Source organism: Streptomyces carminius, assembly GCF_002794255.1.
GTDB classification, from domain to species: Bacteria; Actinomycetota; Actinomycetes; order Streptomycetales; family Streptomycetaceae; genus Streptomyces; species Streptomyces carminius.
The window spans coordinates 228,234-247,047 of record NZ_PGGW01000039.1 but is presented as its reverse complement, the minus strand read 5'-3'; the positions used below and the strand labels follow the sequence as shown (position 1 = coordinate 247,047).

At 76.0% G+C, this 18,814-nt stretch carries 17 protein-coding genes; 12 read left to right on the top strand and 5 right to left on the bottom strand.

Going from position 1 to position 18,814, the window contains the following annotated elements; translation table 11 throughout:
* Positions 1-10 precede the first annotated feature (10 nt).
* The 8 genes from rsmI (at position 11) to CUT44_RS11565 (ending at position 8,206) form a co-directional block, all read left to right on the top strand.
* Positions 11-868: a 16S rRNA (cytidine(1402)-2'-O)-methyltransferase gene (gene rsmI, locus CUT44_RS11600; RefSeq protein WP_100201849.1), complete on the top strand. Its 858-nt coding sequence runs from the start codon at positions 11-13 to the stop codon at positions 866-868.
* Between the two features lie 128 nt (positions 869-996).
* Entirely contained in the window at positions 997-1,266 is a 270-nt protein-coding gene (locus CUT44_RS11595; protein ID WP_100201848.1) for a hypothetical protein, read from the top strand.
* 76 nt (positions 1,267-1,342) lie between these two features.
* Complete coding sequence (locus tag CUT44_RS11590) at positions 1,343-2,218, top strand: TatD family hydrolase (protein WP_100201847.1); 876 nt, start codon at positions 1,343-1,345, stop codon at positions 2,216-2,218.
* A gap of 99 nt (positions 2,219-2,317) precedes the next feature.
* Positions 2,318-3,754, top strand: a complete 1,437-nt coding sequence (locus tag CUT44_RS11585; protein WP_100201846.1) for a resuscitation-promoting factor — start codon at positions 2,318-2,320, stop codon at positions 3,752-3,754.
* A complete protein-coding gene (gene rsmA, locus CUT44_RS11580; RefSeq protein ID WP_100201845.1) occupies positions 3,751-4,668 on the top strand; it encodes a 16S rRNA (adenine(1518)-N(6)/adenine(1519)-N(6))-dimethyltransferase RsmA in 918 nt (305 codons plus the stop codon). Before CUT44_RS11585 ends, rsmA begins: the two co-directional genes overlap by 4 nt.
* On the top strand, positions 4,665-5,648 hold the full coding sequence (locus CUT44_RS11575; RefSeq protein WP_408646734.1) for a 4-(cytidine 5'-diphospho)-2-C-methyl-D-erythritol kinase: 984 nt from the start codon (positions 4,665-4,667) through the stop codon (positions 5,646-5,648). The genes rsmA and CUT44_RS11575 overlap by 4 nt, the downstream gene beginning before the upstream one ends.
* A gap of 118 nt (positions 5,649-5,766) precedes the next feature.
* The gene (locus CUT44_RS11570; protein ID WP_100201910.1) at positions 5,767-7,248 is read left to right on the top strand and encodes an acyltransferase family protein; all 1,482 of its coding nucleotides are present in this window, start codon (positions 5,767-5,769) and stop codon (positions 7,246-7,248) included.
* A 124-nt stretch (positions 7,249-7,372) separates the two neighbouring features.
* Positions 7,373-8,206: an SDR family NAD(P)-dependent oxidoreductase gene (locus CUT44_RS11565; protein WP_100201844.1), complete on the top strand. Its 834-nt coding sequence runs from the start codon at positions 7,373-7,375 to the stop codon at positions 8,204-8,206.
* Positions 8,207-8,512: 306 nt separating this feature from the next.
* Here CUT44_RS11565 and CUT44_RS11560 read toward each other — a convergent pair whose 3' ends face one another.
* The 5 genes from CUT44_RS11560 to CUT44_RS11540 form a co-directional block, all read right to left on the bottom strand.
* Positions 8,513-9,187, bottom strand: coding sequence for a lytic polysaccharide monooxygenase auxiliary activity family 9 protein (locus tag CUT44_RS11560; RefSeq protein WP_100201843.1), 675 nt, complete (start codon positions 9,185-9,187; stop codon positions 8,513-8,515).
* 171 nt (positions 9,188-9,358) lie between these two features.
* Positions 9,359-10,546 (bottom strand): serine hydrolase domain-containing protein, encoded by a 1,188-nt coding sequence (locus CUT44_RS11555; protein ID WP_100201842.1) that lies wholly within the window; start codon positions 10,544-10,546, stop codon positions 9,359-9,361.
* 60 nt (positions 10,547-10,606) lie between these two features.
* Entirely contained in the window at positions 10,607-11,425 is an 819-nt protein-coding gene (locus CUT44_RS11550; RefSeq protein ID WP_100201841.1) for an energy-coupling factor ABC transporter ATP-binding protein, read from the bottom strand.
* The gene (gene cbiQ / locus CUT44_RS11545; RefSeq protein WP_100201840.1) at positions 11,413-12,174 is read right to left on the bottom strand and encodes a cobalt ECF transporter T component CbiQ; all 762 of its coding nucleotides are present in this window, start codon (positions 12,172-12,174) and stop codon (positions 11,413-11,415) included. Before cbiQ ends, CUT44_RS11550 begins: the two co-directional genes overlap by 13 nt.
* A 1-nt stretch (position 12,175) precedes the next feature.
* Positions 12,176-13,291: an energy-coupling factor ABC transporter permease gene (locus CUT44_RS11540; RefSeq protein WP_100201839.1), complete on the bottom strand. Its 1,116-nt coding sequence runs from the start codon at positions 13,289-13,291 to the stop codon at positions 12,176-12,178.
* Positions 13,292-13,609: 318 nt separating this feature from the next.
* On the opposite strand from CUT44_RS11540, the gene CUT44_RS11535 reads away from it, so the two are divergent.
* The 4 genes from CUT44_RS11535 (at position 13,610) to CUT44_RS33075 (ending at position 18,808) form a co-directional block, all read left to right on the top strand.
* On the top strand, positions 13,610-14,023 hold the full coding sequence (locus CUT44_RS11535) for an SsgA family sporulation/cell division regulator (RefSeq protein WP_100201838.1): 414 nt from the start codon (positions 13,610-13,612) through the stop codon (positions 14,021-14,023).
* Positions 14,024-14,701: 678 nt separating this feature from the next.
* Positions 14,702-18,223 carry a S41 family peptidase gene (locus CUT44_RS11530; protein ID WP_100201837.1) on the top strand — a complete coding sequence of 1,174 codons (3,522 nt, stop codon included), beginning with the start codon at positions 14,702-14,704 and terminating at the stop codon, positions 18,221-18,223.
* A gap of 112 nt (positions 18,224-18,335) precedes the next feature.
* Positions 18,336-18,569 carry a hypothetical protein gene (locus CUT44_RS11525; protein WP_100201836.1) on the top strand — a complete coding sequence of 78 codons (234 nt, stop codon included), beginning with the start codon at positions 18,336-18,338 and terminating at the stop codon, positions 18,567-18,569.
* Positions 18,570-18,643: 74 nt separating this feature from the next.
* Positions 18,644-18,808 carry a hypothetical protein gene (locus CUT44_RS33075; protein ID WP_158239598.1) on the top strand — a complete coding sequence of 55 codons (165 nt, stop codon included), beginning with the start codon at positions 18,644-18,646 and terminating at the stop codon, positions 18,806-18,808.
* Positions 18,809-18,814: the final 6 nt, after the last annotated feature.

Here is an 18,814-nt window from a genome sequence, read left to right as displayed (position 1 = left end):
GGATGGCCGGGTGAGCGGAACACTCGTACTGGCAGGAACCCCCATCGGCGACATCGGCGACGCGCCGCCGCGGCTGGCCGCCGAACTGGCCGGGGCGGACATCGTGGCCGCCGAGGACACCCGGCGGCTGCGGCGGCTGACCCGGGCGCTGGAGGTCGAGGTCACCGGGCGGGTGGTGTCGTACTTCGAGGGCAACGAGGCGGCGCGCACACCGGAGCTGGCCGAGGCGCTCGCCGGCGGCGCCCGGGTGCTGCTGGTGACGGACGCGGGCATGCCCTCGGTCTCCGACCCCGGCTACCGGCTGGTGGCCGCCGCCGTCGAGCGCGGCGTACGGGTCACGGCCGTGCCCGGGCCGTCCGCCGTACCGACCGCGCTGGCGCTGTCGGGGCTGCCGGTGGACCGCTTCTGCTTCGAGGGCTTCCTGCCGCGCAAGGCCGGCGAGCGGCAGGCGCGGCTGCGCGAGACGGCCGGGGAGCGCCGCACCCTGGTGTACTTCGAGGCCCCGCACCGGCTGGCCGCCGCGCTGGAGGCCATGGCGGAGGCCTACGGCGCCGAACGCCGGGCCGCGGTGTGCCGGGAGCTGACCAAGACGTACGAGGAGGTGCGGCGCGGCCCGCTGGGCGAGCTGGCCGAGTGGGCGGGCCAGGGCGTGCGGGGGGAGATCACCGTCGTCGTCGAGGGCGCGCCCGCCGCGGTCCCGGGCGGGCTGGACGCCACGGAGCTGGTGCGACGGGTCGCGGTGCGCGAGAGCGCCGGGGAGCGCCGCAAGGAGGCCATCGCGGCGGTGGCGCGCGAGGCGGGGGTGCCCAAGCGGGAGGTGTTCGACGCGGTGGTCGCCGCGAAGAGCGCCGGACCGGGAACCGGCTGAGGCGCTCCGGAGGGGTCCCGGCGGGAGGCGGCCCGGCGGGTGCGGCCGGGAATCACATAAAGGATCGGTCACACACGTGCATTTCGGGCACCCGAGGAGTCCACTGGGAGAAAGCGGAGGAGGTTCCCATGGACCCCAGGCACACGACCGTTCACGAGGAGTACTCGTTCGCCTGCATGCACTGCGGGCACGGCTGGGAGCAGGCGTACGCGATCCGGCACCACACCGACCTCGACGGACGCCCCTTCGTCACCTACCACGATCCGGCGAGCGGCACGCGGGTGCCGTCACCCCTGACCCGCCCGGCCTGCCCGGCCTGCGAGACGCACGTGGTGCGGATCATGGGAGCGGGACGGGTGGCCGCGGTGGAGCAGGCGCTGCCGCGCGAGCGGCCCTGACCGACGGCCGGACGGGCCGGCGCGGGCCTGCGGGCGCGCGACGGGCGGGACGGCCGGGCCGCCTAGGATCGACCACATGGAGCAGTCCCCCAAGACGGCGGAGACGGCCGGGGCGCGGAAGAGCGCGAAGCCCGTCCGGCCCGCGCCGCCGCCCGCGCCCCTGGCCGTACCGGTCGCCGACTCGCACACCCACCTCGACATGCAGGACACCACCGTCGGGGAGGCGGTCGCGGCCGCCGCCGCGGTCGGCGTGACCACTCTGCTCCAGGTCGGCTGCGACCTGGAGCGCTCCCGCTGGTCCGCGCGTACCGCCGCCGAGCACGAGAACGTGTGGGCCGCGGTCGCCCTGCACCCGAACGAGGCGCCGCGCATCGAGGCCGCCGGGGGGCGCACGGCCCTGGACGAGGCGCTGGCGGAGATCGCCGCGCTGGCCGCCCGGCCGGAGGTGCTGGCCGTCGGCGAGACGGGCCTGGACCACTACCGCACCGGCGAGGAGGGGCGCGCGGCCCAGCGGTACTCCTTCCGCCGCCACATCGAACTGGCCAAGCGGCTGGACAAGGCGCTGGTGATCCACGACCGCGACGCCCACGAGGACGTGCTGCGCGTCCTGGCCGAGGAGGGCGCCCCCGAGCGGACCGTCTTCCACTGCTTCTCCGGCGACGCGGAGCTGGCCGGGGTGTGCGCCGAGCGGGGGTGGTTCATGTCGTTCGCCGGGAACGTCACCTTCAAGAACGCCCAGCCGCTGCGCGACGCGCTGGCCGTCGCGCCGCCCGAACTCCTGCTGGTGGAGACCGACGCGCCCTTCCTGACCCCGGCCCCGTACCGCGGACGCCCCAACGCCCCGTATCTGATCCCGTACACGCTGCGCGCCATGGCCGGGGTGAAGGGGCTGGACGAGGAGAAGCTGGCCGAGCACATCGCGGCCAACACCGCACGCGCCTTCGGGTACTGAGGGATCCGAGGAAGAAGTTACCCAGGGTATCCATACAACTTGGGAGAGTGACGGAGGCTCCGCTAGGGTCCGGCCACCCGGACCGCTTGGAGTCGCGTCGTGAGCCATCCGCAGGAGACCCGGCAGTACGCGTACGGGTACGAGCCCGCGTACCCCGCCGCCCCTCCGTACCAGCCGTGGGACCAGCCGTGGGACCAGCCGTGGGACCAGCAGTGGGAGACACGGGAGTGGGAAGCGGCCGATCCCCGTCCCCCCTCGTACGGGGAGTACGGACCCGGGTACGAGTACGTCCCGCCCCCGTACGTCCCCCCGCCCGCGGCGCCGTACGTCCCGCCCCCCTGTGTCCCCCCGCCCGCCGGGGGCCGGGCCGGGGGACGTACGGGGCGGCGGGCCGCGCACGCCCGGCGGCCGGCCGGCCGGCGCCCCGCGACGCTGCGCGCCCTGCTGCCCCGGGCGCTGGTCCTCGCCTTCCTGACCGGCGGCACCACCGCCTTCCTCGCCCACGACAAGGCCGTGGAGCTGACCGTGGAGGGCGAGCGGCGCACCCTGCACACCTTCGCCGGTGACGTCGCCGGGCTGCTGGCGGACGAGGGCGTGGAGCTCGGCGAGCACGACGCCGTCTCCCCCGCCCCCGGCGCGGCGCTCGCCCACGGCGACCGGGTCACCGTCCGCCGGGCCCGTCCCCTCGCGCTCACCGTGGACGGCCGCGAGCGGCGGGTGTGGACCACCGCCCCCACCGTGGCCCGGGCGCTGCGGCGGCTCGGGGTGCGTCCCGAGGGCGCGTACCTGTCGGTGCCCGGCGACCGGCCCATCGGCCGCGGCGGCCTGGCGCTGCGGGTGCGGACCGAGCGGACCGTGACCTTCCTGGCCGACGGGCGCGAGCACACCGTCCGCACCAACGCCGCGACCGTGCGCGAGGCGATGGCCGAGGCGGGCGTCGGCCTGCGCCGGGCCTGCGAGGACGGCGTGCGCTGCGCGGACCGGGTGTCCGCGCCACTGGACTCCTTCCCGCGCGAGGGCCAGACGGTCACCGTCCGGCGCGTCACCGACACCACGGAGGTCCACGAGGAACCGGTCCCGTACCGCACCGTGCGGCGCCCGGACGCGGCCCTGCCGCGGGGCACCGAGGTGGTGGCGCGGCCGGGCCGCGCGGGGCTGCGGCGGATCACCCACGAGGTGCGCACGGTGGACGGCGTACGGCAGCGGCCCCGGCGGACGGCCGCGGCGCTGGTGCGCGAGCCCCAGCCGCGGGTGATCCGGGTGGGCACCGCCGAGCCGCGTACGGAGCGCGGCGCCGACGGCCTGGACTGGGCGGCCCTGGCCCGCTGCGAGTCCGGCGGGCGGCCGGACGCGGTGGACCCCACCGGGACGTACGGCGGGCTGTACCAGTTCGACACCCGCACCTGGCGGCGGCTGGGCGGCACCGGCCGGCCGCAGGACGCCCCGCCGGCCGAGCAGACCCGCCGGGCGAAGAAGCTGTACGTGCACCGGGGCGCGGCACCCTGGCCGGTGTGCGGCCGTAAACTGCAGCGGTGAGCTCAGCGGCCCCCTCCCCCTCCGGCCCGTCCGGTCCGTCCGGTCCGTCCGGTCCTCCCGGCACCGACGCCCTTCTGGGCCCCGCCGACGTCCGCGAGCTGGCCGCCGCGCTGGGGGTGCGTCCCACCAAGCAGCGCGGCCAGAACTTCGTCATCGACGCCAACACCGTCCGCCGGATCGTGCGGACCGCGCGGGTGCGCCCCACGGACGTGGTGGTGGAGATCGGGCCCGGGCTGGGGTCGCTGACGCTGGCGCTGCTGGCGGAGGCGGCCTGGGTGACGGCGGTGGAGATCGACGACGTGCTGGCGGGCGCGCTGCCCGCGACCGTCGCCGCCCGGCTGCCGGCGCGCGCCGACCGCTTCGCGCTGGTCCACCGCGACGCGCTGCGCGTCACCGAGCTGCCCGGCCCGGCGCCCACCGCGCTGGTCGCCAACCTGCCCTACAACGTGGCGGTGCCCGTCCTGCTGCACATGCTGGCCGTCTTCCCGACGCTCGAGCACGGGCTGGTGATGGTGCAGTCGGAGGTCGCCGACCGGCTCGCGGCCGAGCCCGGTTCCCGGGTGTACGGGGTGCCGTCGGTGAAGGCCGCCTGGTACGCGGAGGTGCGGCGGGCCGGGGCGATCGGGCGGAACGTGTTCTGGCCGGCGCCCAACGTGGACTCCGGGCTGGTCTCGCTGGTCCGGCGCGAGCCGCCGCGCACCTCGGCCGGCCGGCGGGAGGTCTTCGCCGTGGTGGACGCCGCCTTCGCGCAGCGCCGCAAGACGCTGCGCGCCGCGCTGGCGGGCTGGGCCGGTTCGGCCGCGGCGGCCGAGGCGGCGCTGCGGGCCGCGGGGATCGACCCCCGGGCCCGGGGGGAGGCACTGACGATCGAGGACTTCGCGGCCGTAGCGGAGCGGAAGGGCAGCACCGCATGAGCACCCCCGACATGAGCACCCCCGACATGAGCGCCGCCGTCCCCGGGACCCCGGGCGCGCCGGTCACCGTGCGCGTACCCGCCAAGGTGAACGCGCAGCTCACGGTGGGCGGGCTGCGGCCGGACGGCTTCCACGACCTGGCGAACGTCTTTCTCGCCGTCGACCTGTACGACGAGATCACCGCCGCCCCGGCCCCGGAGGGCGAGGGCCCGCTCCTCACCTGCTCCGGGCCCGACGCCGGCCGGGTCCCGCTGGACCACACCAATCTGGCCGTCCGCGCCGCCTACGCGCTCGCCCTGCGCCACGGCCGCTCCCCCGACGTCCGCCTGCACATCGCCAAGGACATCCCCGTCGCGGGCGGCATGGCCGGCGGCAGCGCCGACGCGGCGGGCGCGCTGCTGGCCTGCGACACGCTGTGGGGCACCCGCACCCCGCGCGAGGAGCTGCTGGCGATCTGCGCCGGGCTGGGCTCGGACGTGCCGTTCTCGATGACCGGCGGCGCGGCCCTGGGGCGGGGCCGGGGCGAGGTGCTGACCCCGCTGGAGGTGGGCGGCACCTTCCACTGGGCGTTCGCCGTCGCCGAGGGCGGGCTGTCCACCCCGGCCGTCTACCGCGAGTGCGACCGGCTGCGCGAGCGGCACGGCGCGGGCGCGGGCGTCGCCGACGTCCCCGCGCCGGAGCCCTCCGCCGCGCTGCTGGACGCCCTGCGCGCCGGGGACGCGGACGCGCTGGCCGCCGCGCTGACCAACGACCTGCAGCCCGCGGCGCTGTCCCTGCTGCCCGGTCTGGCCGACACCCTCAAGGCGGGCACGGCGGCGGGCGCCCTGGCCGCCCTGGTCTCCGGTTCCGGCCCGACCTGTGCCTTCCTGGCGGCGGACGCCGCCTCGGCGACGGCCGTCGCCCGGGAGCTGCGGCTGTCGGGCACCTGCCGCACCGCCCGTACCGCCACCGGTCCGGCGCCGGGGGCGGCGGTGCGCTGAGCACCCCGCGGGCGGCCCCGGACGTCCCCGGGTACAGCGCCCCGGCCGAAGTACTCAGCCGGGTTCTGAGTACGGACACCGTGTCGAACAGGTGGCCGCAGCCGTCAGGCTGCCGGGCATGGACAACAGGGGGACGGCACACCGCACCGGAGACAGCACCGGCACCGGCTCCGGGACAGGCACCGGCACCGGCACCGGCACCGAAGGACGCGGGGCGTCCGGCGTCCGCGCGCTCGCCGCGGCGACGCCCGCCGGGCGCGACCGCTACGTCGACCTGCTGCGCGTCGCCTCGCTCGGCACGGTGGTGCTGGGCCACTGGCTGATGGCGGCGGTCACGGTCGGGTCCGGCGGACCGGACGACGGGCACGTGGTGGTGGGCAACCTGCTGGCCGTGGTGCCCGAACTGCAGCCCGCCACCTGGCTGTTGCAGATCATGCCGGTGTTCTTCCTGGTCGGCGGCTTCTCGCACGCGCTGTCCCACCGCTCGCTTGACCGCCGCCTGCCGCCCGGCGCGCCGCGCTACCCGGCGTTCCTGCGCGCCCGCCTCCAGCGGCTGCTCCGCCCGACCATGGTCTTCACCGCGGTGTGGTGCGCGGCCGCACTGGCCGTCCACGTCACGGGCCGCGACGGCCCGCTGTGGGAGACCGCCGCCCGGCTGGTGACCCAGCCGCTGTGGTTCATCGGCGTCTATCTGGCGCTGGTGGCCCTCACCCCGGCGCTGCTGCGGCTGAACGAGCGGTACGGCTGGGGGGTGTTCGCCGCGCTCGCCTGGGGGGCGGCGATGGTGGACCTGCTGCGCTTCGCCGCCGGGATGCCGTATGTGGAGTTCCTCAACCTCGCCCTGGTCTGGCTCGCGGTCCACCAGTTGGGCATCCTGCGCGCCGACGGGCGGCTGGGGCCGGACCGGCGTGTTCCGGCGGCCCTGGCCCTGGGCGGGCTGGCCTCGGCCGCCGCGCTGGTGGCGTGGGGGCCGTATCCGCTGTCGATGGTGGGCATGCCGGGCGAGCCGGTCAGCAACATGTCCCCGCCCACCCTGGCCCTGCTCTGCCACGCCGCCTGGCTGGTGGGCGCGGTGGAGCTGCTGCGCGCTCCCGCGGCACGGCTGCTGGCGCGGCCCCGGGTGTGGCGCGCGGTGGTCGCCGCCAACGGGGTGGCCATGACGGCCTTCCTGTGGCACCTCACCGCGCTGCTCGGCGTGTACGGGCTGCTGTTCGCCCTCGACATCCCCCTGCCCGCCCCGGCGAGCGCCGTCTGGTGGGCGTGGGTCCCGGCCCGGGTCGGGGCCGCGGCGCTCCTCACCGCACTGCTGGTGGCCGTCTTCCGGCGCTTCGAGCGTCCCGCCGCCACCGCCGTCCCCGGCCCGGCCCCCGCTTCCCCGCCTCGTTCCGGCCTTCTCCCGCGCGCCGCCGCGCCGGCCGCCGCGCTGGGCGCGGCCCTGTGCGTGCTGGGGGTGCTGGGTCTGTCCATGACCGGTCTCGGCGGCCTGCTGGAAGGCCAGGACGCACTGCTGGTGGCGGTACGGATCACCGCCCCGACGGCGGTGGCGATGACGGTGGCCGGCTGGCTGCTGGTGGAACGGGCGGGCCGCGCGGCGGGGTGACCCCTGTGCGGAGGTGGGCGTGGGCGGGGGCGCCGGGTCCGGTTTCTCGGTCCCGGATGCACCCGCGGCGCCCGCTTCGCGTCCTACCGCAGTGACGGCTCGGGACCTGGGAGGAACATCCGGCATGGCGGAACCACGCACGATCGTGATCACCGGTGCGAGCTCGGGCATCGGGCTCGCCGCCGCGGAACAGCTCGCCGCCGGGGGCGACCGGGTCGTCCTGGTCGGCCGTGACGAGCGCCGTCTGGCGATCGCCGTCGACCGGGTCCGGGCAGCCGGGCGCGGGGCCGAGCCGGGACGCTTCCAGGCCGACTTCGAACGACTGGCCGACGTACGGGCACTCGCGGATCACCTGCTGGCCACGTACCCGAGGATCGACGTGCTGGCGAACAACGCCGGCATGACCACGATGTCCCACCGGCGCACCGTGGACGGCCACGAGGCCACCATCCAGGCCAACCACCTGGGACCTTTCCTGCTCAGCAAGCTGCTGCGGGAAAGGCTGCGCGGGAGCCGGATCGTGAACACCTCGGTGCGCCCCGGTCCCAACGTGCGGCTCGACCCGGACCGGCTGGACCGCGACGGGCGGCGTTACAACGGCATCGCCGCCTACCAGACCTCCAAAGCCGCAAACGTGCTCTTCGCGATGGAGGCGGCGCGGCGCTGGCCCGACATCCTGAGCCTCAGCCTGCACCCCGGCCTGGCCCGGACCGACATCGGCCGCGACACGGCGCTGCGCTTCTTCTTCCGTTACGCGCCGTTCCTGGCCGGCCCCGAGAAGTCGGCCCGACGCCTGGTGCGACTCGCCACAGCACCGGCCGACGAGCTGACCAGCGGTGCCCTCCACGGCCCCGGCGACCCCATCCGTCCGAACCCGCGCGTCTTCAACGCGGACAACGCGGCGCGGCTCTGGGCAACCTCCGAGGCCGCCGTCGCAGGCCCGGCGACGCAGCCGTAGCGCTCGCCGAGGAGACGGACGCGTCAACTCCCGCTCACGTCGACCGACGTCGACCGCCGTCGACCGAGGCCGGGAACATCCCGCTTGCCCGCGGCGCCGTCGACGCCCACGGCCAGCCGGCCGAACACGCATGGCCGGACGGATCGCCCGGACCGTGACACCGCCGCACGGCCCGGTGGACGGACCGGTCCGGCGCGCGGCGGGGCCGCGGGATCCCCCGGGCCGCGCACACAGCGCGGCCCCGCCGGACGCCTGGGCGTCCGGCGGGGCCTACCACTACCGATTCACCACCGAGGGTTCAGCGGATCACCGGAAGTTCACGTCGCTGCACAGGAAGTAGACCTGGTCCATGTGCGAGGCCTGCCAGATCGTGTACACGATGTGGCGGCCGCTGCGACCGGGGGCGCTCACGTCGAAGGAGATGTTCTGGGCGGGCGCGTAGCGGCCGGTGGTCTTCACCAGCTCCAGGTTGCCCCAGGTCAGCGGCTGGCGGGTGGCGTCGAAGCCCTGCTTGGTGACGTAGACCTGGAAGAAGTCGGCACCGTGGCTGGCCTGGTCGTACAGCTCCATCCGGAAGTTGGTGTTGACGTCGGTCGTCTTCCAGGCGCCCACGGCGTCCAGGGACCGGTAGCGGCCGCTCTCGGCGTTGCCGCCGCTGCAGAGCTGCCCGTCGGGGGCGGCGGCGCGGAAGTTGCCGCCCACGTTGTTCTTGTACAGGCCGTTCCAGTTCCACATGGTGTTGGGGTTGGCCTGCCAGGCCTGGGCGCACATCGGGTCTTCCTGCGCCATGTTGGGGTTCAGGTGGTCGCCGCCCCAGCGCTCGTGGCACATGTACGCGCGGAAGCCGGGGTTGACGATGGCGCCGTGCGCCGAGGCGGTGTTGTTGCTCCAGGGGATCAGCGCGAGCAGCCCGGCGAAGAGGAGTACTAACGCCGCGCGGAAGGAGCCGCGGGGGGACTCGGCCCGGTCATGACAATGCATTCTCTGGTCTCCGTTTTCCGGCTGTGGGGGGTCCGGACCATGGGAGCGCTCCCATGTCATCCGGGCTTTACCCGGCGTCACGGAACCGAAACCTCGCCCTTCGATGTGGCCGGTTTCCTCACGGCTCCGCCCCACGGCCGCCGTGCGCCGCCGGGCGGGCGTCGGCAGACGTCAGCGGGCGTCCCGGCCGGCCGGCACCCGGCGCACGGCGCGTACCAGGGCCTGCGCCCGCGGGTCGGAGGTGACCGATTTCTGCAGGGAGTTGGTGACGTAGGCGAAGGCCGTCCCCGTCTCCGGATCGGCGAACGCCAGGGAGCCGCCGCGGCCGGAGTGCCCGAAGGAGCCGGGCCCGAGCATCGGGCAGGACGGCCCGTGGAGCATGTACCCCCGCCCGAAGCGGGTGGGGACGACCAGCACGCGGTCCGGCCCGGCCGACTCCTCGGCGCGGGCCCGGGCGAGGGTGGCGGGTTCGAACAGCCGTCGGGTGCCGTCGCCGAGGTCGCCGATGAACGCCGCGTAGCAGCGGGCCAGGGCACGGGCGGTGGCCACGCCCCCGGAGGAGGGGAGTCCGGCGGCCAGGTAGGCGGGGTCGTTCTCGTCCGGGGACGGGTCGATCGCGGCGAAGGCCCGGCGGGTGAGGGAGTCCGGGTCGCGCCAGGCCTCGGCGACCTCGCGCCGGGGACGGACCCGCAGCCCCCGGGAGGGCGGCGCGGGCGGCGCCGCCACCTCGGCGATCCGGCCCACCCGGTGCGCCTGTCCGGCCGGCAGTCCGAGCCAGACGTCCAGGCCGTACGGCCCGGCCACCTCCTCGGCGAACCAGCGGCCCAGGGTGCGCCCGGTGACCCGGCGCACCAGCTCGTCCAGCAGCCAGCCGTACGTCTGGGCGTGGTAGCCGTGTGCGGTGCCGGGCTCCCAGGCGGGTGCCTGGGCGGCGACGGCACGCGGCCCGGAGACGCCGTCGAGGGCCTGCTCCGGGGTGAGCGGGGTGTCCAGGGCGGGCAGTCCGGCGCGGTGGCCGAGCAGGTGGCGCACCAGGACGCGCTCCTTGCCCGCCGCCGCGAACTCCGGCCAGTACGCGCTCACCGGGGCGTCCAGGTCCAGTTGTCCGCGCTGGTGCAGCAGATGCGGGACGGCCGAGGCGATCCCCTTGGTCACCGAGCGCACGAGCTGGGCGGTCTCCCCGGTCCAGGGCGCCTCGCCGCGGGGGTCGGCCAGACCGCCCCACAGGTCGGCGACCCGGTGCCCGTCCCGGTACACGGCCACGGCCGCGCCGCGGTCGCCGCGTTCGGCGAGGTTGGTGCGGAAGGCGTCGCGGACCGGCTCCCAGCCGTCCGCCACCGTCCCCTGGACGTCGGCCACTGTTCCCCCCGGCTGCCGGGCTCCCCCGGCCGGTGGTCGATGCTTGTACCGTCCATGCTCCTATGCCCGGGGAAGCGTCACCGAACCGGGGTCGAAGCCGAACGGCAGTTCCAGCCGGTGGGCGTGCATCAGCCCGGTGTCGGTCAGCAGGTCCCGGGTGGGTCCGTCGGCGGCGATGACGCCGTCGCCGAGGATCACCGAGCGCGGGCACAACTCCAGGGCGTACGGCAGGTCGTGGGTGACCATCAGCACGGTGACGTCCAGGGACCGCAGGATGTCGGCGAGTTCGCGGCGGGAGGCGGGGTCGAGGTTGGAGGACGGCTCGTCCAGGACGACGATCTCCGGCCGCATGGCCAGCACGGTCGCCACCGCCACCCGGCGCCGCTGCCCGAAGGACAGGTGGTGCGGCGGGCGGTCGGCGTGGTCCGCCATCCCCACCCGGTCGAGGGCCTCGCGCACCCGGGCGTCCAGTTCGGCGCCGCGCAGCCCGGCGTTGGCGGGGCCGAAGGCGACGTCCTCGCGGACGGTGGGCATGAAGAGCTGGTCGTCCGGGTCCTGGAAGACGATGCCGACCCGGCGGCGGATCTCGGCGACGTTGGCCCGGTTCACCGGCAGCCCGGCCACCGTGACGCTGCCCGCGCCGCCGGAGAGGATGCCGTTCAGGTGGAGGACGAGGGTGGTCTTGCCCGCGCCGTTGGGCCCGAGCAGCGCGACCCGCTCACCGCGCCGCACCGTGAGGTCGACGCCGAACAGGGCCTGGTGGCCGTCGGGGTAGGCGTAGGCGAGGCCGCGCACCTCCAGGGAGGGGGGCGCGGCGGTCCCGGGGGCGGGCCGGTGGGCGGGGCCGGGGTCGGCGTCGGCGGTGGTCACAGGCTCCATCCCAGCAGACAGACCGCGAGCGCGGCGAGCGGGAGGGCCGCGGCGTACGACCACTGCGCGCGGGTGGCGGCCGTCTCGTCGAGCACCGGCATCGTGCCGGTGTAGCCGCGGCTGACCATGGCCAGGTGCACGCGCTCGCCGCGTTCGTAGGAGCGGATGAACAGCGCGCCGGCGGACCTGGCCAGCACTCCCCACTGCCGCGGGCCCCGCGCGGTGAAGCCGCGCGAAGCGCGGGCGACGCCCATCCGGCGCATCTCGTCCGCGATCACGTCGCCGTAGCGGAGCATGAAGGAGGCGATCTGCACCAGCAGCGGCGGCATGCGCAGCCGCTGGAGGCCGAGCAGCAGCTCGCGCAGCTCGGTGGTGGCGGCCAGCAGCACGGAGGCGGCGACGCCGAGGGTGCCCTTGGCCAGGACGTTCCAGGCCCCCCACAGTCCGGGCTCGCTGAGCGCCAGGCCCAGCACGGACACCCGCGGTCCCTCCGCCACGAAGGGCAGCAGGACCGCGAACGCCACGAACGGCACCTCGACCAGCATCCGCTTCAGCAGGTGGCCGGGCGGTACGCGGGCCGCGGCGGCGACCGCGGCCAGCAGCAGCGCGTAGAGGCCGAAGGCCCACACCGCCTCGCGGGGCGTGGCGACCACGGTGAAGACGAAGGCGAGGACCGCGACGGTCTTGCAGTGCGCGGGGAGCCGGTGCACGGGCGAGTGCCCGTGGCGGTAGAGCCGGTGGGTGTGTCCGGCGCCCATCTCAGGCGGTTCCGGCCGGGGTGCCGGCCCCGGCCGTACGGCCGTCGGCCCCGGTCCCGGCCGCCTCCCCGGCCCGGCGGCGGCGGACGGCCAGCAGGGTGACCCCGGAGCCGACGGCCAGGGTCGCGCCCACCCCGACGACCCCGGCGACCCCGCCGGAGAGCCGCTCGTTCGCGATGTCGGCCACACCGTAGTCGGCGAGCGGCGAGCCGGCCAGGCCGTGCTCCTCCTCCCGCTCGGCGATGCCGTGCTCACCGGCGACCTTCTCCAGGCCGTCGGGCGAGGCGGAGGCGTAGAAGCTCACGACCCCGGCGCACAGCAGGGTGGCGGCCAGTCCGCCCGCCCAGACCCTCCGGGCGGAGGCGGCGGGCCGCGCGGCGGGCTCCGTACCGCCGGCGGGCGCGGGCAGCTCCGTGCCGTCGGCGGCGCGCAGGACGAGGGGGCGGGTCAGACCGCGGGCGCCGTACACCAGGTCCGGGCGGACGGCGAGGACCGCGCTCACGGTGGCGGCGGTGATGGCCGCCTCGCCGAAGCCGATCAGCGTGTGGACGCCGAGCATCGCCGCGAGGACCTTCCCCAGGGAGACCTCGGCGGTGCCGCCGATCGCGTACAGGCCGGTGAAGACGGCGGCGGCGGCCGGTACGGAGACCAGGGCGGCGGTGAAGGCGGCCGCGGTGACCGAGCTCCGCCTGCGGGGCAGGACCAGCACCAGGGCGCGGAAGACGGCGTAGGCGGTCACCACGGTGACCACGCCGATCAGGGTGATGTTGGTGCCCAGCGCGGTGAGGCCGCCGTCGGCGAAGAGGAGTGCCTGGAGCAGCAGGACCACGGCCAGGCAGAGCACGGCCGTGTACGGACCGACGAGCACGGCCGCGAGCGCCCCGCCCATCAGATGCCCGCTGGTGCCGGCCCCGACGGGGAAGTTGAGCATCTGGACGGCGAAGACGAAGGCCGCCACCAGCCCGGCCAGCGGCGCCGTGCGCTCCGCGCCGAGGCTGTCGGCGGCGCCCGCCAGCTCGCGGCGGGCGCCGCGCAGGCTCACCGCGACGGCGGCCGCGGCGACGGCGCCGGTGGCCACCGACACGGGGGCGTCGAGGAATCCGTCGGGGACATGCATGTCGGGCTCCGCTCTCTGCTTGCAGGGACACCGCGCGAGGGAGTCGGCTCCCCTTCCCGATAGTAAGGACTTGTTGCGAACCTTTTGCAAGAGCGCCTGTGCCGCCAGTGACCGCGTGTGGTCAGTCGGGTCGGGAAGCGTCGCCGAACCGGCCGCTTGGAGGGCAATTGACACGGACCGACCGGTAAGCCCGAGCAGTCGCGAATGCCGGATCCTCACAAAATTGTTGCAGAGCTCACAGAAATTACTCGCGGTATGTCGTCATGAAAACGCCCTGGCTGGGTCGTAGGAAAGCAGGCCCCCGGAAGGAGCAGCGCCATGCCCATCATCATCGACCACAACGTCCAGGCCCGTCTGGTCACCGTCCCCTCCCTCACCCGGGACATCCCCGTCGGGTTGCGCTACGACCGGCAGGACCCCTTCGCCGTGCGGATCGTCTTCCCCTCCGACGTCTCCCTCGACGGCCACGAGGTCGTCTGGGTGTTCTCCCGTGAACTGCTGGAGGAGGGCATGCGGTCCCCGGCCGGCCCGGGGGACGTGCACGTCCGGCCGGGCGAGACGGGACGGACCGTCGTCGAGCTGCGGGCGCCGGAGGGGGTGGCCGTGATCGAGTTCGCCACCGCCGACCTGCGGCGCTTCCTGCGCGGCACCTACGAGCTGGTGTCCGGCGGCGACGAGCGCCACGAGCTGGACATCGACAGGGTGCTGACCGCGCTGTTGCGGGGGGTGTGACGTCCCGGCGACGGCAGCGGACGGCACACGGCGGACAGCGCCGCCGGGGAGCCACGGAGGACCGGCGGGACCGGCGGGACCGGCGAGGCCGGACGGGCCGGAAGGTCCGGGCACCCCACCACCTCCCAGGAGCACCACCCCTCAGAAGCCCGCCGGGGCACAGGACCGGCGGAACCGATCCGCACCGGGCGCGGCGGACGCGCCCCGACACCCCCGGCGAGTGGCCCGCGCGGCCCCTCGCCCGCCATCGCGGCGGCCACCACGCCCGCTCACCGGGCGGCGCCGAACGGCCGGGCCGGAGCCCGGCAGCCCGACCACCGCACCTGGTCGGGCGCCCCGGCGGAGCCCGCGAGGACACCGGTCCTGACGATCGGCGCGGTGACGACCACCCGCGCCCCCGGCCCGGAACCGGGGAACCCCCTGCCCCAATCTGCCCTGTCCCGCACTGCCCTGTTGCGCACTGCCCTGTTGCGCGCCGCTCCGTCCCGCGCCGCTCCGTCCCGCGCTGTCCCGTCCCGCACCGCCCGGGCGGCTCGCCGTGGACCCCGATCTCACCCGTCCGGGTGAACGGAGGTCCCTCGTGGTCCACCGCCGGGCCGGGACCCCGTACCGAGCCGGGAGCAGGACCGGCGCCGGGGCCGGCGGCAGGAGTTGCCGTCACCCGTCCGGCGGCCGATCATGGGAGGGGTGAGCGCTTCCTCCGCCCCTCCGGCTCCGCCCGTCCCCCCGGCCCCGGCGGACGGGCAGCCGCCCGGCGTCTACCTCCGGTTTCCGCACCTCCACGGTGAGCTGCTGTGCTTCACCGCCGAGGACGACCTGTGGGTCGCCCCGCTCGTCCCCGAGGGCACACCGGCGGCACACCACCCCCCGCGCGCCTGGCGTCTGACGGTGGACCGCACCCGGATCGGGCACCCCCGCTTCTCCCCCGACGGCCGCCACCTCGCGTACACGACCTGGCGGAGCCTGGACCCCGAGGTCCACCTCACCCCCGTCGAGGGCGGCCCGTCGCGGCAGCTGACGTACTGGGGGGCCGTCGACACCCAGGTCCGCGGCTGGACCCCGGACGGCGACATCCTGGCCGTGGCCTCGCACGGCCAGCCGTTCTCGCACTTCGCCTGGGCCCACCGGCTGTCCACCGACGGCGGCCCCGGCGAGAAGCTGCCCTGGGGGCCGGTGTCGGACCTGGCCGTCGCCGACCTCGACGGCGAGGTCCGCACCCTGCTGCTGACCGGCACCCCGCCGCACGAACCCGCCGCCTGGAAGCGGTACCGCGGCGGGGCGACGGGACGGCTGTGGCTGGAGGGCGAACGCCTGGTGCCCGAGCTGTACGGGCACCTGGACTGCCCGATGATCGTCGGTGGCCGGATCGCCTTCCTCTCCGACCACGAGGGCGTCGGCAACCTCTACTCCTGCCGCCCCGACGGCACGGACCTGCGCCGCCACACCGACCACGCCGACTTCTACGCCCGCCACGCCGCCACCGACGGGCAGCGGGTGGTGTACCAGTGCGGCGGCGAGCTGTGGCTGGTGGACGACCTCTCCCCGCACGCGCGGCCGCGCCGGCTGGCCGTACGGCTGGGCGGGCCGCGCGCCGGACGGCGCGGCTACCAGGTGCCGGCCGCGGGCCATGTGAACTCCCTGGCCGTGGACACCACCGGGCGGGCCAGCGCGGTCGGGGTACGTGGCAGCCTGTACTGGCTCACCCACCGCGACGGCCCGGCCCGGGTGATCGCCGACACCCCGGGGGTGCGGGTGAGGCTGCCGGAGATGCTCGGCTCCACCGGGCAGATCGCCTACGTCACCGACGCCGAGGGCGAGGACGCCGTGGAGATCGCCGGCCTGCCGCGGGCCAGCGGCACCGGCGAGCCGCGGCGGACGGCGGCCGGCCGGCTGGGGCGGGTGCACGAACTGATCGCCGCGCCGGACGGCGAGACGCTCGCCGTCGCCTCGCACGACGGCCGGCTGCTGCTGGTCCGCACCGGCGCCGGGGACGCGGGGAGCGCCGACGGGAGCCCCGGGGACGGCGGCACCGGCGGGGAGCCCGCCGTGGAGACCGGCGGGGAGACGGCCGAGGACGCCCCGCCGCCGGACGCCCCGTCCGACACCGCGCCGGACACCGGCACCGGCGGGGACACCGGGGCCACCGGGGAGGCAGCGGACACCGGTGTCACCGAACTGGCCCGCTCCGAGGACGGCCCGGTGCGCCACCTCGCCTTCTCCCCGGACTCCCAGTGGCTGGCCTGGGCCCAGCCCGGGACCGGCGGCGCCCTCAGCCGCATCCGGATCGCCCGGCTGAGCGACCGGACGACACTGGACGTCACCGAGGGCCGCTTCGAGGACGAGCAGCCCGTCTTCACCCGGGACGGCCGCTATCTGGCCTTCCTCTCCTGGCGCGGCTTCGACCCGGTCTACGACGTGCACACCGGGGACCTGTCCTTCCCGCTGGGCTGCCGCCCGTACCTGGTGCCGCTGTCCTCGGCGACACCCTCGCCCTTCGCGCTCTCCCCCGAGGGCCGCCCGGCGGCCGGCGGACTGGACCCGGACGCGCTCGGCGAGGCCGCCGGCGAGGAGGGCACGGTGCTGGTGGAGGCCGAGGGGCTGGCCAGCCGGGTCACCCCGTTCCCGGTGCCGGCCTCGAAGTACTCCTCCCTCCACCCCGTCAGCGGCGGCGGGCTGGTCTGGCTGCGCTGGCCGATCTCCGGGGCGCTGGGCGAGACGTTCGCCAACCCCGCCGACACCTCCGGCCGCCCCACCCTGGAGCACTTCGACCTGGTCAAGGCCAAGCGGACCGAGCTGACCGGGGACATCGACTGGTTCGCGGTCAGCGGCGACGGCACCCGGCTGGTGGTCAACGACGAGGGCGACCTGCGGGCGGTCCCGGCCACCGAGTCCGCCGACGGCGACTCCACGACCCACCTCGACCTGCGCCGCATCCTGCACGACGTGGACCCCTGCGCGGAGTGGCGGCAGGCCTTCGAGGAGGCGGGCCGGATCATGCGGTCCTACTTCTGGGACCCGGGCATGTCCGGCGTCGACTGGGACGCGGTCCTGGCCCAGTACCGGCCGCTGGTGGAGCGGGTGGCCTCCCCGGACGAGTTCGCCGACCTGCTCCGCGAGACGGTGGGCGAGCTGGGCACCTCGCACGCGTACGTCTCGCCCGCCCGGCGCGACGAGGGGCCCGCCCACTACCAGCGGCCGATCGGGCTGCTGGGCGCCGACCTCGCCCCCACCGGGGACGGCCGGTGGCGGGTGGAACGCGTCCTGCCCGGCGAGTCCTCCGATTCCCGGGCCCGGTCGCCGCTGGCCGGCTCGGGCGTCCGGGACGGCTCGCTGCTCACCCATGTGGACGGCCGCCCGGTGGATCCGGTCGCCGGCCCCTACCCGCTGCTGGCCGCGGCCGGCGGCACCACCGTCGAACTGGCCTTCCTCACCCACGACGCGGGCGACCCGCCCGGCGCGGAGCCGAGCCGGCCCCGCCGGGTCGCCGTCGTCCCCCTCGTCGACGAGCGCCCGCTGCGCTACCAGGACTGGGTGAGCCGGCGGCGGGCGGTCGTACGGAGGCTGAGCGAGGGCAGGTGCGGCTACCTGCACATCCCGGACATGGGCGGTTCGGGCTGGGCGCAGTTCAACCGCGACCTGCGGGTGGAGGTCTCCCGGCCCGCGCTGATCGTGGACGTGCGCGGCAACGCGGGCGGCCACATCAGCGAGCTGGTGGTCGAGGCGCTGACCCGCAAGGTGCTGGGCTGGGACCTGATCCGCGACGCCCGGCCGGTCAGCTACGCCTCCAACGCGCCGCGCGGCCCGATCGTGGCGCTGGCCGACGAGGCCACCGCCTCCGACGGCGACATGATCACCGCGGCGTTCCGGCTGCTGGGCATCGGCCCCGTGGTCGGCACCCGCACCTGGGGCGGGGTCGTCGGGATGACCGGGCGCCACCGGCTCGGCGACGGCACGGTGATCACGGTGCCGATGAACGCGGCGTGGTTCGACGGGTACGGCTGGTCCGTGGAGAACCACGGCGTGGAGCCCGACATCGAGATACTGCGCACGCCCCGGGACTGGACCCAGGACCGCCATCCGATGCTGGAGACGGCCGTACGCACCGCCCTGGACCTGCTGGAGAGGCACCCGGCGGCGGCCCCGCCCGGCTACGGGGACGTGCCCGACCGCTCCCGGCCGCCGCTGCCGCCCCGGCCGTGAGCGCCGCCCTCCGGCGCGTACGCCCGGTGTGCGCGCCCGGCGGGCGGGTACTGGGAAGGGCCATGCCGGTTCCGCGGCGGACCGGACGTCCCGCACCACTTCGGGAGCGCACATGAACAGGCCGGACGAGCCGGACAGGCGCGGCGGGTACACGCGGCGTACCGCCGACCCCCGGAACGAGAGCGAGATCACCCGCGACCACGGCGAACGGGCCGGGAGGATGTCGGGCACCGCCCGCTCCCAGCGGTCCGGCCGCGACCGCGACCGCGAGCAGGACGCCCGGGGGGACCGCCCCCACGAGGACGGCTCCCCGGAGTGGGGCGAGGAGGACCGGCCGCAGGCCTGAGCACGCCCCGCCCGGGCCCCGCACCCCGTACCTCGCACCTCGCACCTCGCCGACCTTGAGACCCGGGAGTACGAATGAGCACCGTCAGTTGGGAGGATGCCAGGCGCAAGGCACGTGAGCGGTGTGAGGCCGCCGGCCTGCCGACGCGGTCGGCAGCGGAGAAGCAGGCGGCGACGGAGCGGCTCGTCGCGCAGGTGCGCGTGTATCGGCTCACCGGGATCGACACGCGCAGGCACTGACCCGGC